General features: G+C 70.6%; 13 protein-coding genes. 7 read left to right on the top strand and 6 right to left on the bottom strand.

Translation table 11 applies throughout. The features are described 5' to 3' along the window. Positions 1-93: 93 nt before the first annotated feature. The gene (locus OG352_RS15130) at positions 94-348 is read left to right on the top strand and encodes a hypothetical protein (protein WP_329217434.1); all 255 of its coding nucleotides are present in this window, start codon (positions 94-96) and stop codon (positions 346-348) included. A gap of 233 nt (positions 349-581) precedes the next feature. Beyond that, complete coding sequence (locus OG352_RS15125) at positions 582-2447, top strand: hypothetical protein (protein ID WP_329217432.1); 1866 nt, start codon at positions 582-584, stop codon at positions 2445-2447. 39 nt (positions 2448-2486) lie between these two features. On the opposite strand, the gene OG352_RS15120 is transcribed toward OG352_RS15125, so the two are convergent. Further along, positions 2487-2624, bottom strand: coding sequence for a hypothetical protein (locus OG352_RS15120; RefSeq protein WP_329217430.1), 138 nt, complete (start codon positions 2622-2624; stop codon positions 2487-2489). A 101-nt stretch (positions 2625-2725) separates the two neighbouring features. Continuing rightward, complete coding sequence (gene pepN, locus OG352_RS15115) at positions 2726-5293, bottom strand: aminopeptidase N (protein WP_329217428.1); 2568 nt, start codon at positions 5291-5293, stop codon at positions 2726-2728. Positions 5294-5494: 201 nt separating this feature from the next. Between pepN and OG352_RS15110 the strand changes: the two genes are divergently transcribed. Further along, entirely contained in the window at positions 5495-5986 is a 492-nt protein-coding gene (locus OG352_RS15110; RefSeq protein ID WP_329217426.1) for a DUF1203 domain-containing protein, read from the top strand. Here the strand turns inward: OG352_RS15110 and OG352_RS15105 are convergent. Continuing rightward, positions 5973-6992 carry an aspartate-semialdehyde dehydrogenase gene (locus tag OG352_RS15105; RefSeq protein ID WP_329217424.1) on the bottom strand — a complete coding sequence of 340 codons (1020 nt, stop codon included), beginning with the start codon at positions 6990-6992 and terminating at the stop codon, positions 5973-5975. The two genes, OG352_RS15110 and OG352_RS15105, sit on opposite strands and share 14 nt — an antisense overlap. 192 nt (positions 6993-7184) lie before the next feature. On the opposite strand from OG352_RS15105, the gene OG352_RS15100 reads away from it, so the two are divergent. Together OG352_RS15100 and OG352_RS15095 are read left to right on the top strand one after the other, a co-directional pair. Then, positions 7185-7694, top strand: coding sequence for a sigma-70 family RNA polymerase sigma factor (locus tag OG352_RS15100; protein WP_329217422.1), 510 nt, complete (start codon positions 7185-7187; stop codon positions 7692-7694). A gap of 1 nt (position 7695) precedes the next feature. After that, the gene (locus tag OG352_RS15095) at positions 7696-8526 is read left to right on the top strand and encodes a hypothetical protein (RefSeq protein WP_329217420.1); all 831 of its coding nucleotides are present in this window, start codon (positions 7696-7698) and stop codon (positions 8524-8526) included. 64 nt (positions 8527-8590) lie between these two features. On the opposite strand, the gene OG352_RS15090 is transcribed toward OG352_RS15095, so the two are convergent. After that, entirely contained in the window at positions 8591-11911 is a 3321-nt protein-coding gene (locus OG352_RS15090; RefSeq protein ID WP_329217418.1) for a S8 family serine peptidase, read from the bottom strand. 258 nt (positions 11912-12169) lie between these two features. On the opposite strand from OG352_RS15090, the gene OG352_RS15085 reads away from it, so the two are divergent. Beyond that, positions 12170-12634, top strand: coding sequence for an NUDIX hydrolase (locus OG352_RS15085; protein WP_329217416.1), 465 nt, complete (start codon positions 12170-12172; stop codon positions 12632-12634). A gap of 166 nt (positions 12635-12800) precedes the next feature. Then, on the top strand, positions 12801-13982 hold the full coding sequence (locus OG352_RS15080) for a glycosyltransferase (RefSeq protein WP_329223833.1): 1182 nt from the start codon (positions 12801-12803) through the stop codon (positions 13980-13982). Here the strand turns inward: OG352_RS15080 and OG352_RS15075 are convergent. Together OG352_RS15075 and OG352_RS15070 are read right to left on the bottom strand one after the other, a co-directional pair. After that, positions 13960-14220, bottom strand: a complete 261-nt coding sequence (locus tag OG352_RS15075) for a DUF397 domain-containing protein (RefSeq protein WP_329217414.1) — start codon at positions 14218-14220, stop codon at positions 13960-13962. The two genes, OG352_RS15080 and OG352_RS15075, sit on opposite strands and share 23 nt — an antisense overlap. Before the next feature lie 4 nt (positions 14221-14224). Beyond that, positions 14225-15106 (bottom strand): helix-turn-helix domain-containing protein, encoded by an 882-nt coding sequence (locus OG352_RS15070; protein ID WP_329217412.1) that lies wholly within the window; start codon positions 15104-15106, stop codon positions 14225-14227. Positions 15107-15228: the final 122 nt, after the last annotated feature.

Genomic DNA, 15228 nt, shown 5'->3' with positions numbered 1-15228 from the left:
CACCGCGCACGACACCTCGTACGACACCGGGTAGGGCACCTCATACGGCACCCCGGGCGCGCGCCCGCCGACACCGTTCGCTAACTTGGCACCGTGGACAAGAAGAACGCCCTGCGCGCCGGCGCCCTGGCCGCCGGTACGACGCTGATGATGCTGCTCATGTCGTCCCCCGCCCTCGCGCTGACCCGCGACGACGGCGACGACCCCGGTCCGGGTCTCAGCGTCGTCGAGACGCTGGGCCTCTACGTCGTGGCCCCCATCGGGCTCTTCCTGCTGATCTCCGGACTGGTGTGGGTCCTCGACGGTTCGACGGACCGGGACGACACCAAAGCACGGGCCAAGGCCTGAGTTCAAGGCACGAGGGCCAGCGCCAAGCCTCTGGTCTGGTGTAGCCGCCGCACGCTCTCCGAGGGCGTCGGCCTCGCCCGCGTACGCGCACGCCGTACGTGGGTGAGGCCGACGCCCTCGTTGTGTTCCCTGGTGTTCCTGGTCTTCCCTGGCGGGTAATTCCGTCGACAGGCCGTGAGCCCGGCTGGCAGGCTGCCGCGCATGACCTACGGAATCGAGTTCCCCACCGCTCGGTGAGCGCCCAGGAAGGGCCCGCCGCCCTGTACGACCACGTACTGCGCCTGCTGCGCGAGTCCCCGGACGGGCTCCCGCCCGGCCGCGGCTTCGGCCTCCCCGACGCCGGCGAGAACAACTACGAGAACAACAGCAAGAACAGCAACGAGAACGAGACGCCGCTGTCCCGCAAGGAACTCGCGGCCGTCATCGCGGAGGCCTTGCACCCCCTGCCGGACGACTCGGCCGCCCTTCACCGCCGCTTCGCCGAACTCGGTGTGCGGGGCCGTCACCGGCACCTGATCCAGTCCGCCGTCGCCGGCCTGCCGCTGCCGGCCGAGCAGCACGCCACCGTCCGCACACTGGCCAGACGGCTGACCCGGACCGGCACCACCGTGCCCGCCGTCACCACGGGCCTCGCCCTCCTCTCCCGCCTCGGCGAGCCCGAGGACGTCCCGTACCTCTCCGCCCTCGGCCTGCTCCGGTCGCTCACCGGTCCGGCCGTACACGCCCTGGACGCGCTCGACCGCCGGTCCGCCGCCGTCGTCTGGCTCGTGATCTCCGTCCGCCGTGCCGAACTACGGCCGCTCGTGCGCGCCCTGGCCGCGGGGGACGGGCGAGCCGTCCACAGGGAGCTGGTGGCGTTTGCCGCCGAGCCCCGTCTTGTCAGCAGCACCATCGCCCGCCGTATCTCGGAGGCCGCACGCTTGCCCGAACTGCTCGCCGAACACCCCGCCGACCCGGTCCTGCTCGCCCGTGCGGGCCGCCTCCTGATCAGGATGGCGTCCACCCGCGACGACCCGACCGAACTCCTCGCCTACCGCGACGCGCCCGGCGTCTACGAGACCGTCGTCGGCCGGGCCGGTCTCCTGCCCCCGACCCTCGAACACCACGCAACCCTCCTCTCCCTCGCCCTCGGCCTGAGCAGCGGAACCGGAGCGCTGCTGGACTGGCCCTCCGGCTCCGGCTACCACGAGACGCTCCTCGCCTCCCTCGGCCGACTCCTGGCCGAGCCCTCCCGGACCCCTCCGGCCGAACCCGGCAGGGACGGCGCGGAGGGCGCGGACACCACGGCCCGACGGCTGTGGGCCGGCTGGATCCGGCGTACCGGGCGGCGGCCGTTCACCCGTCCGGCCTCGTCCGGCGGCAGGCTGCGCATCGAGGTCGTGGCCGGCGACCCCGTGGACGGGGAGCCCGTCGAGACCCGCATCCTCCTCGACGGACGTCCCCTCGTCCCGGCCGTCTTCCCGCACGGTCCCGCGCACAGCCCCGAACGCCTCCTGGACGACGGCCTGCTCCGGGCCGGTCCCGAGCCCCGCCGGGTGCAACTCGCGGAGGCCTGGTGCACCGAGGGCTGCTGCGGCGCGCTGTACGTCACCATCCGCCGCGACGGCGACCAGGTGGTATGGGAGGACTGGCGGCGGCCGGCCCCGCCGGGCACCCGTGGACCCGCACCCGAGCTGCCCGCGCAACGGTTCGACGCCGCCGCCTACGACGCGGAGATCGCCCGGGCGGAGACCGACGCCGACTGGTCGTGGCCGGCCCGGACCGTGGCCCGTCTGATCAAGGCGGGGCTGGTCGAACGGCCGGAGCTGCTCGGCCGGTGGGACGCGCGCCCGGGCTGGATCGGCAGCGGCTTCGCCGACCCGGACACCGCCGTGGTGAACTTCTGGTGGTCGCCGGGACCCCGTACGGGGGAGGCGGACGGCGACCCGCTCCAGTTCCGCTGGACCGTCCCGGACGACGGCACCCCACCCGAGGCGCAGGCCGCCGCCGCCCTGCGCCGACTGGCCGAGGAGGACCCGAGAACCTACGGCCGGTTCTGCGGCGGCAGCCGCGAACGCGCCGAGCAACTCGGGTTCCCCTGGCCGCCCGAAGACGACTGACCGACTCCGAGGCCGGTCAACTCCTCGTCGACGCCTCGGTCAACTCCCCGGCGTCTCCGTCTCCGTCAGCAACTGCCTTAGCAGGTCGGCCAGTTGGTCGGACTGTTCGGCGGTGAGGGCGGCGGACAGGACCTCTGTCTGGACGGCGAGGCCCGTCGGCACCTTCGTCAACGTCACCGGCGGGATGTTCCCGGGCTGAGCCCGATGGGGGCGCCCGGCGACCATGCCGGGCGCCCCCATCGACGTACTACTGGCGACTGCTGACTACCGACTGCGGACTACTGCGCGTCCGCCGCCTGGGCCTGGAGTGCGCGCTCCACGCCCGAGCGGGACTCGGAGACGAGGCGGCGCAGGGCCGCGTTCGGCTCGGCGGAGGCCAGCCAGGCGTCCGTCTTGTCCAGGATCTCCTGGGAGACCTGGATCGTCGGGTAGAAGCCGATCGCGATCTGCTGGGCGATCTCGTGCGAACGGGCGTCCCAGATCGCCTTGACGACCTCGAAGTACTTGTCCGTGTACGGCGCGAGCAGCTCCCGCTGGTCGGTGTCGACGAAGCCGCCGATGACCGCCTCCTGGAGGGCGTTGGGCAGCTTGTCGTCCTCGATGACCCGCGCCCACGCCTCCGCCTTGGCCTCCGGCGTCGGACGAGCGGCCCGGGCGGTCGCCGCGTGACGCTCACCGGCGGCCGTCTTGTCGCGCTCGTACTCGCCGGCGATCTCCGCCTCGTCGAACCGGCCGACCGCCGCGAGGCGTTGCACGAACGCCCAGCGCAGCTCGGTGTCGACGGCCAGGCCCTCGATCGTCTGCGAGCCGTCCAACAGGGCCTCCAGGAGGTCCAGTTGCTCCGGCGTGCGGGCCGTGGCGGCGAACGCCCGGGCCCACGCCAGCTGGTGGTCGCCGGCCGCCTCGGCGGACCGCAGATGGGCCAGCGTGGCGTCGGTCCAACGGGTCAGCAGGGCCTCGCGCGTCGCCGGGGCCGCGTACAGGTCGACGGCGAGCTTGACCTGACGGTGCAGCGACTGCACCACGCCGATGTCCGACTCCTTGCCGATGCCCGACAGGACGAGGGACAGGTAGTCGCGGGCGGGCAGTTCGGCGTCCCGGGTCATGTCCCAGGCCGACGCCCAGCACAGCGCGCGGGGCAGCGACGACTCGAAGTCGCCCAGGTGCTCCGTCACGAACGCGAGCGACTGCTCGTCGAGACGGACCTTCGCGTACGACAGGTCGTCGTCGTTGAGCAGGACGACGTCCGGACGGCGCTTGCCCACCAGCTGCGGTACGGCGGTCAGTTCGCCGTCGACGTCCAGCTCGACGCGCTCGTCGCGCACCAACTTGCCGCTGTCCTCGTCGAGTTCGTACAGGCCGACGGCGATGCGGTGCGGGCGCAGCGTGGGCTCGCCCTTCGCGCCGGCCGGGAGCGCCGGGGCCTCCTGGCGGATCGCGAAGGACGTGATGACGCCCTCGGCGTCCGTCTCGATCTCCGGGCGCAGGACGTTGATGCCGGCCGTCTCCAGCCACAGCTTCGACCAGGTCTTCAGGTCACGCCCGGAGGTCTCCTCCAGCGCGCCGAGGAGGTCGGAGAGCCGGGTGTTGCCGAACGCGTGCCGCTTGAAGTACGCCTGCACGCCCGCGAAGAACTCGTCCATGCCGACGTACGCCACGAGCTGCTTGAGCACGGACGCGCCCTTGGCGTACGTGATGCCGTCGAAGTTGACGAGCACGTCGTCCAGGTCGCCGATCTCGGCCATGATCGGGTGCGTGGAGGGCAGTTGGTCCTGCCGGTACGCCCACGTCTTCATGGAGTTGGCGAACGTGGTCCACGAGTGCGGCCAGCGCGACTGCGGAGAGTAGGCCTGGCAGGCCGCCTCGGCGTAGGTGGCGAACGACTCGTTCAGCCACAGGTCGTTCCACCACTCCATGGTGACCAGGTCGCCGAACCACATGTGGGCCAGCTCGTGCAGGATCGTGGCGGCCCGCACCTCGTACGCCGCGTCCGTCACCTTGGACCGGAAGACGTACTGGTCGCGGATGGTCACCGCGCCCGCGTTCTCCATCGCGCCCGCGTTGAACTCCGGCACGAAGAGCTGGTCGTACTTCTTGAACGGGTACGCGTAGTCGAACTTCTCCTGGAACCAGTCGAAGCCCTGCCGCGTGACCTCGAAGATCGCGTCCGAGTCGAGGAACTCGGCGAGGGAGGGCCGGCAGTAGATGCCGAGCGGCACCGACTGCCCGTCCTTCTCGTACACGCTGTGGACACTGTGGTACGGGCCGACGATGAGCGCGGTGACGTAGGTGGACATCCGCGCGGTCGGCTCGAACGCCCAGACGTCGTCCTTGGGCTCCGGCGTCGGGGAGTTGGAGATGACGGTCCAGCCGCTCGGGGCCTTCACCGCGAACCGGAAGGTCGCCTTGAGGTCCGGCTGCTCGAACGACGCGAACACGCGACGGGCGTCCGGCACCTCGAACTGCGTGTACAGATAGGCCTGTTCGTCGACCGGGTCGACGAAGCGGTGCAGGCCCTCACCGGTGTTGGTGTAGGCGCAGTCGGCGACGACACGAAGGACGTTACGGCCTTCGAGCAGTCCCGGGAGCGCGATCCGGGAGTCCTTGAAGACGTCGTCCGGGTCCAGCGCGTCGCCGTTCAGCGCCACTTCGTGGACGGCCGGGGCGACCAGGTCGATGAAGGACTCGGCACCGGTTTCGGCGACGTCGAAACGCACCGTGGTCACGGACCTGTAGGTACCGCCCTCTTGCGCGCCGGAGAGGTCGAGATCGATCTCGTACGAGTCAACGGTCAGCAGCTTCGCCCGCTGCTGCGCCTCTTCGCGAGTCAGGTTTGTGCCAGGCACGCGGTCATCTCCTCGTTATGTGTGGGTTGCGCCATCCTTCCACGGGGCGGCTGCCTGGGTCGACGACCTTATGGCCGACCGTCAGGCGACGCCCTGGGCGATGAGGGCTTGCGCCGTCTGCGCGGTGAGGGTCGCGGTGCTCTCGAGTACGGCGTCCGGAAACCGCCGGTCCCCTCGGGCGCCGGCCGTCAGGGTGGAGGGATGACCTGCACAGCGAACGACGTGGTCTGCGGGCCACGGGCCATCCCGTTCGGCGTGCTCGACGAGCTTCGGGTCGTCGACGACGCCGGACGGAGGACGGAGCCATTCGTCGACGAGGAGGGCGGAGCGCCACTGCGGTGCTGTCTGCGGCGCAGTGCCGTGGGGGAGCGGATCGCGCTCGTCTCGTACGCGCCGCTGCGTCGCTGGGCGGCCGGGGCGGGGGTCGACCCCGGGGCCTATGACGAGCAGGGGCCCGTGTTCGTCCACGCCGGCGACTGCGCGGGGTTCGCCGGGGACGGGTATCCCTTCGCCCAGGCGCATCGCACCGTGCGGCGCTACTCCGCCGAGGGCCGCATCCTGGGCGGCGCGCTCGTCGGCGTCGGCGGGCTCGACGCGGCGTTCCGGGACGCGTTCGACGACCCGGACGTGGAGTTCGTGCACGTCAGGGCCGTCGAGTACGGCTGTTTCCTCTACGAGGTCAGTCGGACGTGAGCTCCGCCGCCACCAGTTCCGCGATCTGTACCGCGTTCAGCGCCGCGCCCTTGCGGAGGTTGTCGTTGGAGATGAACAGGGCCAGGCCGTTGTCGGCCGTCTCGTCGGTGCGGATGCGGCCGACGTAGGACGGGTCCTGGCCCGCTGCCTGGAGGGGGGTCGGGATCTCCGACAGTTCCACGCCGGGGGCGCTCGCGAGGAGCTCCGTCGCGCGTTCCACCGACAGGGGGCGGGCGAAGCGGGCGTTGACCTGGAGGGAGTGGCCGGAGAAGACCGGGACGCGGACGCAGGTGCCGGAGACCTTGAGGCCGGGGATCTCCAGGATCTTGCGGGACTCGTTGCGGAGCTTCTGCTCCTCGTCCGTCTCGTTCAGGCCGTCCTCGACGATCGAGCCGGCGAGCGGGACGACGTTGAAGGCGATCGGGCGCTTGTAGACCTGCGGCTCGGGGTAGTCGACCGCCTCGCCGCCGTGGGTCAGCTTGTCCGCGTCGGCGACGACCTTCTGCGCCTGCCCGTGCAGCTCCGCCACGCCCGCGACACCCGACCCGGACACCGCCTGGTACGTCGCGACGATCAGCGCCTCGAGCCCCGCCTCCGCGTGCAGCGGCTTCAGGACCGGCATCGCGGCCATCGTCGTGCAGTTCGGGTTGGCGATGATGCCCTTGGGGCGGTTCGCGATCGCGTGCGGGTTCACCTCGGAGACGACGAGGGGGACCTCCGGGTCCTTGCGCCAGGCCGACGAGTTGTCGATCACGACCGCGCCCTGCGCGGCGACCTTCTCGGCCAGCGCCTTCGACGTCGCGCCGCCCGCCGAGAAGAGCACGATGTCCAGGCCGGTGTAGTCGGCAAGCGCCGCGTCCTCCACCATCACTCCGTCCAGGGTCGTGCCCGCCGAACGGGCCGACGCGAACAGGCGCAGCTCGGTGACCGGGAAGGCGCGCTCCTGGAGGATCCCGCGCATGACCGTGCCGACCTGACCGGTGGCTCCGACGATTCCGACCCTCACAGCGACTCCCTACAACGTGGTTTTCTCCATCATGAGACCGATCCCGGTCCACTTGTCCAATTCTTTGGGCACCATGCCCGAGGAGTGGAACACGGAACGGTGTGACGTACGCCTCCGAACATGCGAAGACCGTTCCGTCGAACGTTTCCGCGCGCTACGGCGTCGTAGAGGAAACGCGGGGAGGGGGGAGGGGTGGCTTTGCTGCGCAGAAAGAGCGCTGATCCGCTCGACGCGGCCCAGGAACGCCGGGTGCGGGCGGTGCTCGCGCTGGGCGGGGTGCCGCAGGCGGACCTGCCGGACGGGGTGCAGCAGGTCCGGCTGCGGCTGCTGGAGCGCGCCGCGAAGGGGTACGAGGCCCCGCGCGACGTCTCCGCGTGGGCGGCCGTCGTCGCCTCCAACCTCGCCATGGACTGGCACCGCGCCAAGCGCCGCCAGGAGCGGCTGGGGGAGCGGCTGGCCTCGCTGCGCCAGCACGAGCACCCCTCCGGCGAGGACACCAGCGTGCTGTCCCTCGCCGTCGCCCAGGGCCTGGACGACCTGCCCGACGCCCAGCGTCAGGTCGTCGTCCTGCGCTTCTACGCCGATCTGCCGGTGCGCTCGATAGCCGCCGAGCTCGGCGTCCCGGAGGGCACGGTCAAGAGCCGCCTGCACACGGCGGTACGGGCCCTGCGCGCCCGCCTGCACGAGGACGAGGTGGTGTGACGTGAGCACGGAATTCGAGGACCGCGCCGGACCGGACGACGCGCTGATGGCGGCGATCACCGACGAGCGGCCGCCCGACGAGAGCCTCGCCGACGACGCCTTCATGACCGGGTACCGCTCGGCCACGGCCGACCTCGCACTGCTGCGCGAGCAGCTCGGCGTCGTCGCGGACGCCCTGACGGAACCGGCGACCGAACCGGCGACGGAACCGGCGACGCGACCGGCCGGCGAGCCCGCCCGGGAGCACGGCACCGCTCCCGCCGTGCTGCGGCTGCCCCTGCGCCGCCTGCGCCGCCTGCGCCCCCTCGCGCTGGGCGCCGTGGGCGTGGCCGCCGCCGGCGCGCTGGTGTTCGGGGCCAGGTGGGTCGTCGTCCAGGCCGGGCAGGGGGTGTCCGACAGCGCGGCGAGCAAGTCCGCCGCCAGTGACGCCGGTGATGCCGGTGCCGACAGTGGCGTCGGTGGTGAGGAGGCGGGCGGCAAGGCGTCCGGGGGCGACGGCGGGCTCCTCGGCGACCCCGGTTACCTCGTCTGCGCCCGGCTGGTCGTGGAGGGCGACGTGACGGACGTCCACCGGCTGCCCGGTACGACCCGCGAACGCGTCACCCTCCGCGTCACGCACGCGTACCGGCCGGCCACGACCGCCCCCGAGGTCGACTTCGTCATGGAGGACGACATGGACCCGCTGCTCGCCGCGGGCGACCACGTCCTGGTGGCGCTGGCGAAGGGGTCCGACACCCCCGACGTGTGGGCGGTCGGCGAACCCGGCATCGCCCCCGAGCGGGAGGCGCTCACCCGCGCACTGCCCGAGACGCCGGGCCTCACCTGCGAATAGGCCGGGAACGGCGAAGGGCGGGCGCCCGTACGGACGCCCGCCCTCACTGCTCAACCGGTGCCGGTTACGGCGTGACCTTCTGGATGGCCACGTTGCCGATGCCCGCGACGGTGCCCCGCGCGTTCACCAGCTGGACCTGGCCGAAGAAGGCGCGGCCCGCGGGCGCGGCGGCCGCGGCGGTGACGGTCGCGGAGACCGGCGCCGAGGCGCCCGTGCCGAGCTTCACCGGCGTCGACTCGTCGACGTTGACGGTGCCGAGCGTGGACGAGAAGAACACGTCCAGGTAGTCGTACGCCGTCGTGCCGGCCGGGACCGAGTAGCCCGCGACCTCGATGGTGTACGTGCCGGCGGCGGGCGACGGGATGGAGACCGCCTCCTCCGAGTCACCGTCGGCGGACTGGGCGACCTGCGTGCCGCTCGCGTCGTAGACCGTCAGGTCCAGGTCGGCGGAGGCGTCGGAGACGTTGCCGATGGAGACGTCGAGCGACTTGGCGCCGGCCGGGACCTCGACCGTGCTGGTCTGGGTCACGCCGTTCGCGATGGTCGGACGGTCCTTCTTGGACGAGCCGAGCGGGCCGCCGACCAGCTTGCCGTCGATGGCGGCGAACTTGTTCGTGACCTTCCAGGAGACGGGGGCCGGGGTGCCGACCTTCGCCTCGGGCAGGGTCACGGTCTCCGGGGCGAAGGCCGCGCCGTAGACGGTGGCGTCCAGCTTGTACGGGTTGTCGAGCAGCGGCGACGTGCGGCGCGACTCGACCTCGATCTCCCAGACCCCGGCCTGCGGGTTCTGGTACGAACGGGCGTCCGGCCTGCACCCGTTGGTGATCGGGTAGTTGCTGTAGCAGTAGGGCGTGCCGGTGTCCTCGACCGCGACACCGTACGGGTGGATCGAGATGAACCGGGTCTGGCTCTTGTCCTTCAGACCGCTGATCCCGACCTCGAACGACTTCGCGCCCTCGGGCACGGTCAGGAAGTAGGACTGCGAGCTGTTGCGCTGGACGCTGGCCTTCGCGGCGAAGGTGTGGCTCACCGGGGTCGAGACGACGACCGTGTTGAGGATCAGCTTGTCGGTGCCCACGGTCTTCGGGTCGTCGACCTCGAGGATCGCGCTCTTGAGGCCCGCGGAGCCCGCCTTGGCCTGGATCCTGACCGTGACCGGCTTGTTCAGCGGCAGCTTGACCTCGTCCGAGCCGAGGATCTTGAAGGTGCCGCCCGCGTTGTTCTCGATGTGCAGCTCGTGGCGGATCGCCTTGTCGGCGCCGGACGTACGGGTGATGGTGACGTCGTACGTCTTCTTCTGCCCGGCCTTCAGGCCGCCCTCGCGGTCGTAGATGCCGGTGCCGAAGCCCGGCGTCTTCAGCGCCTGGTCGAGCGCGGTGTCGACCGGGGCCTTGACGGTGTAGTCGTGGGCGGTGGCGCCCTTCTTGATGGACTTCCAGGCGTCCACGATGTTGATGGCGCCCGCGCCCTCCTCGTACGCCTGCGCACCCTTGATGTGGTCGGCGGTCGAGGTCAGCGCCGTGCGCAGGATCGCCGGAGTGAGCGCGACCTTGTTCAGCTTGGCGGCGGAGATCAGCAGCGCCGAGGCGCCCGCGGCCTGCGGGGAGGCCATCGAGGTGCCCTGGAGCATGGAGTAGCCGGCCGGCAGCGGGTAGCCCGCGTCGGCGACCGGGGAGCCCGGCAGCCAGGTCTGCGTCGTGTTGATCGCGGCGCCGGGCGCGACGAGCGTCGGCGTGAAGCCGCCGTCCTCACGCGGGCCGCGCGAGGAGAACGGCATCAGCGCGTACTTCTTCTCCACCTGCGAGCCGTAGTTCGAGGCCCACGTCTCCTTGGAGATGGCCGCGCCGACCGAGATCACCTTGTCGGCCAGACCGGGGTCGCCGATGGTGTTCGCGCCGGGGCCCTCGTTGCCCGCGGAGATCACGAGCTGGACGCCGTAGGTGTCGATGAGGCGCGTGTACAGCTCGGAGCGCGCGTTGTTGCCGTCGTTGAGACCCGGCAGGCCGCCGATCGACATGTTGACGATGTCGACGCCGCGGTTGACGACGAGGTCGATCATGCCCTCGGTGAGCGCGACGTTGGTGCAGCCCGGGCCGAAGACGCAGGCACGGGAGGAGACGAGCTTCGCGCCGGGCGCGGCGCCGTTCATCTTGCCGCCGAACAGGCCGTTCGCGGCGGTGATGCCGGCCACGTGCGTGCCGTGCTCGCTGGCGATGAGCCCGATGTTGGCGAAGTCGGCCTTCTTGCCGACCCAGTCGCCGCCGAAGGGGTCCATCGGCACGTCCTTGCGGATCTGCACGACGAACGGCTGCCGCTCGGCGACGTCGGTCTTCGGGTCGTCGGTGCCGAAGTACCCGACCTGGTACCCGTCCTTGTACGGCTTCATCGCGGTGTCGTCGCTGAAGTCGCCGTTGTTGTTCACGTCGACGGTGACCGTACCGGCCGCGGCGTCGTACAGGACGCCCCACGCGTCGGTGGTGTCGCCGTCGCGGTTGACGTCGCCCTTGGCGTCACCGCCCGCGGTGGCGGACTCCCGGAAGAGGTTGATCTGGTACGAGCCGGCCTTCGCCGTCCAGGTCCGGCCGCCGAAGGTGAAGCTGGGCCCGGACACGGACGTCGTCATCGGACGCCACGAGGCGTCGTTGTCGATGATCGGGTCGGTCGACGTGACCCAGTCGACGATCTTGCGCTCGCCGGTGCTGGTCTTCTGCAGCGCGGGGTGCGACAGGTCCACACCCGAGTCGAGGATGCCGATGGTGACGCCGCGGCCGTCCGCCTTCGGGTTCTTCTTCACGAAGTCGACGGCGCCCGTCTCGAACGACGGGTTGTACGGGTTCTCGGCGGGCGTCTTGTTGTTCGGCGCCGCGTACGTCTTCGCCTTCGCGGAGGACGCGGCGCTCTTGGCGCCCGTCGCGGTGTCCGCGCTCGGCGTCGGGTCGTCGAGGGCGATGTCCTGGCGCAGGTCGATGGCGTGCACCGAGGTCAGCTTGGCCGCGGCGGCGATCGCCGAGTCCGCCTTGCCCGTCGGGACGGTGGCGCGGACGTAGCCGACCTTGTCGTAGGACTGGCCCACGGAGCCGCCCTTGACCGCGTCCAGCTCCTTGGCGACCTGCTCGGTCTGGCCGGGGGCGGTCGCGATCATCATCGTGACGTTCTTGTCGCCGTCGGCCTTGGCGTCGGCGAGGAGGTCGGCGTCGTCGGCGCCGAGCTTGTCGTGGGCGGACTTCACGCCCGGGTCGGCCGCGGCCGGGGTCGAGCCGGCGGCGGCGAAGGCCAGCGGGATCGGACCGGCCGCGGACAGCGCGGCCACCAGGCCCGCGGCCACGGCTATCCGCACCACGCGTCTCGCGCCCGACGTCGACTCGGGCTGGGGGGTGAGGGTCATCGGCATCCCTTGTAGGTAAAGGAACGAGCAGCACATGATCAGTACGTTCCTGCCTGATCACGGTCGTCCGGAATGCGATCCCGGATGACCGCAAAGTTTTGCCTAAGGGACAGCTGTTTGGGGAGAGTTGACCGAATCGATATGGACGGATGGGGAAAACCCTCTACGAGCCCCCTGTGTGAAGACGGTGTGCTTCTTGTGAGGGTTATGCCGGTTTTCCCCTCTCCCGATCCGCCCTCGAACGGCTAACGTCCCTGTATGCGCAAGAAGTTGAGGGTGGCGGCCTACGCCGTCTGTGTCCGTGACGACCGGATTCTGCTCGCCCGTTCACCCGCTCCCGACGGCACTCCCGAGTGGGTGCTGCCCGGCGGCGGCATGGAACACGGGGAGGACCCGCTCGACACCGTCGTCCGCGAACTGGACGAGGAGACCGGCTACCGCGTCGAGGTGACCGGCCTCCTCGGCATCGACTCCTCCCGCCGCACGCTCCCCCGCGAGGGCCTGCGCGGCCCCTCGGACCACCACGCCCTCCGCATCCTCTACGAGGCCCGGATCGTCGGCGGCGAACTGCGCAACGAGGTGAACGGCTCCACCGACCTGGCCGCCTGGCACGACCTGGACGAGGTCCCGACCCTGACCCACGTACGCCTGATCGACGTGGCCCTGAAACTGTGGCGCGACCGCCCGGCGAACGGCAGGGCCCACGTGCCGCCGAAGGTGTGACCCGCACGTCACACAGCATGCGCGGACATGTGACGCCACGTTCATCCATGTGAAATGTCCGTACCGCCTCATATCGGCTAACCCGCACTTCACGGGGATGGCTTGATATCGGTGCAAGGCGGGTGATCGTATGCGCAATGACGTGCGCAGGGGCAACGGGCTGCGGGTGCTCTCGGTCTACGAGGGGTTCTTCTCCGGAGGGGCCCGGATCGTGCACAGCGATGTGGTGCTTGGCCTGCGCGAAGGCGGCCAGCACCACCGGGTGCTGAGCATCCACGGCGAGGTGCACCGCGAGGCCACCCGCCAGCGGATGGAGGACGACGCCTGCTACCGCAAGCTGACGGCGGCGGACGTCGGCGTCACGTCTCTCGGCCGTACGTTCGGCACGGGGGGTACGGATCCGGCCGTCTTCACCGGCCCCGAGCTGGCTGATACCGCTCGGGCGACGGCCGACGCGGACGTCATCCTGTCCCTCAAGGAACAGCCCCTCGCCCTCCTCCGCCAGGCGGGCCTGCCGCGCCGCCCGGTCGTGGTCGGCCTGCACCGCTCCGACCCCGAGAACCAGGGCCGCGCCCTCGACGACCTCAAGGCCGCGATCGCCGACGGCACGGTCGCGGCGGCGGTGTGCTGCGCGGAGTCGACGAGGGCGGCGTACGAGGCGGCGGGCGTCCCGTCGGCTCTGCTGCACGTGATCCCGAACGGCGTCGACCTGATCCGCTTCCGCCCCGACGCGGCGAGACGGCTGAGCCTGCGCACGTCCCTGGACATCTCACCCGCCGCCCCGGTGATCGTCTTCGCGGCCCGCTACGACGGCATGAAGAACGTCCCCTTGTTCCTGGCGGCGGCCAGGGCATGGCTGGACGCCGTACCGGACGGGCACGTCCTGATGTGCGGGGCGGGCATGACGACGACGAACCCGGGCCTGGCGGGTGACATCGCGGACGCGTTCGGCGCCCCGGAGCCGGGGGGCCTGCACCTCCTCGGCGTCCGCCACGACATGGAGACGGTCTACGCCGCCGCCGACGTCGTCTCCCTCACCTCCGCGTGGGGCGAGGCGGCCCCGCTCTGCCTCATCGAGGGCATGATGTGCGGGGCCGTCCCGGTGACCACGGACGTCGGCGACAGCGCGGCGATCGTCGCGGGCCACGGCCTGGTGACCCCGCCGGACCCGCAGGCGATCGCCGGGGCCTGGCAGGCGGCGGTGACGGACCGGGCGACCTACACCCCGTCCCTCACCGCAAGCCGCGAACGCTTCAGCAGGACACGGATGATCGCGTCCTACGCGGCCCTGATCGACCGCGTCTACGCGGGCGCGCCGCTTTCCCTCACATCCCCGGAAGAGAACTGAGGAACTCCGCCCAGGCGGGCGCGGGGAGGAGCAGGGCGGGGCCGGCGGGGTTCTTGGAGTCGCGGACGCCGACGGCCGGGGCTACGAGGGCGACCTCGACGCAGTTCTGGCCCGCATCGCTGTAGGAGGACTTGATCCAGGCGGCTTCGAGGCAGTTCTGGCCGCCGGAGTCGCTGTAGGACGACTTGAACCAGGCGTGCTCAGGGGCGAGTTCCGGTGCGGTGAAGCGCGGGTGCATGGGCCTACAGCTCTCGGTCTAGGCGGTGGAGGAATTCAGGGGTGTCCTCGGGTGGCAGTGCCGATGCTGCCATGGCGTCGAACCGGCGGTTGAACCGGTCGACTTCACGTGGCTTGTCCGAGGTGGATACGGAACCCCAGGCACTGTCAGCCTGTACACGAGGAGGCAGTGCGTTGCCGAATTCAAGGATGGCGAAGTCGTGGGTCGAGCGGTAGCTCCGGCGGAACGGCAGCACCTGGATGGTGATGTGATCCCAGCCCGACAACTTCTCGATCTTCACGTACTGTTCGCGCATCACATCGGTGCCTCCGACCACATAGCGCAAGGCGGCTTCGCCGAGAATGACATGGAGCTTGACGGGGTTCTCCCGAGTGAGCACGTCCTGGCGCTTCATCCGCACCTCGACGCTGCTTCGGATGAGTTCCGTCGTGTACTCCTCGATCGGCTTGTCCACCTCGTTCTTGACGAGAGCGTATTGCTCCGTTTGTAGCAGGCCGTAGATCAGCGTGGGGTGGTACGCCTTCATGCTGCGCGCCTCGGGCTCCAGTCCCACGAACCCGGGCATCCCCGCCGGCATGAGCCCCCGGTACTGCGTGAGCCAATCCTGTTGGTTCGAGTCCTTGTTGAGGTTGATCAGTGATTCGACGACCTCTTCGTCGGTGACCCCGTACTTGGCGAGCAGCTTGCGCAGGTCGCCGATGTTGCGGAAGTTCAGCGATCCCGACTCGATCCTCTGCAACGAGGCCTCGGAGATGCGTAGTCCGACAACCGCCTGCTTGCGGGTGTAGCCCCCGCCCCGCTCGCCCAGACCGCAGTTCTCGCGCAACTGACGGAGTTGAAGGCCAAGTTCCAGCCGTTGGGCCGTGCGTCCACGCTTTGCTGCCATGTGCGTTCCTTTGCGCGCCAGTACGTGTGGTGAACCCCCGTGTGCAGAGTGTGACACCGCGTGTGCGGCCCGCGCAGCCGATTGCGCAGAACTGGGCATAGTCCACTTCTCAACCGACTGAT

Origin of the sequence: Streptomyces sp. NBC_01485 (assembly GCF_036227125.1) — a bacterium.
Taxonomy (GTDB): Bacteria; Actinomycetota; Actinomycetes; order Streptomycetales; family Streptomycetaceae; genus Streptomyces.
Note: the sequence above shows the minus strand (reverse complement) of the source record. Positions and strands in the feature narration are given on the sequence as shown.

What these genes read in the sequence shown, in the direction of transcription:
- OG352_RS15110 (WP_329217426.1), top strand. Translation starts at nt 5,495, where the DNA reads ATGACCTGCACAGCGAACGACGTGGTCTGCGGGCCACGGGCCATCCCG.
- OG352_RS15090 (WP_329217418.1), bottom strand. Translation starts at nt 11,911, where the DNA reads ATGACCCTCACCCCCCAGCCCGAGTCGACGTCGGGCGCGAGACGCGTG.
- OG352_RS15085 (WP_329217416.1), top strand. Translation starts at nt 12,170, where the DNA reads ATGCGCAAGAAGTTGAGGGTGGCGGCCTACGCCGTCTGTGTCCGTGAC.
- OG352_RS15075 (WP_329217414.1), bottom strand. Translation starts at nt 14,220, where the DNA reads ATGCACCCGCGCTTCACCGCACCGGAACTCGCCCCTGAGCACGCCTGG.
- OG352_RS15070 (WP_329217412.1), bottom strand. Translation starts at nt 15,106, where the DNA reads ATGGCAGCAAAGCGTGGACGCACGGCCCAACGGCTGGAACTTGGCCTT.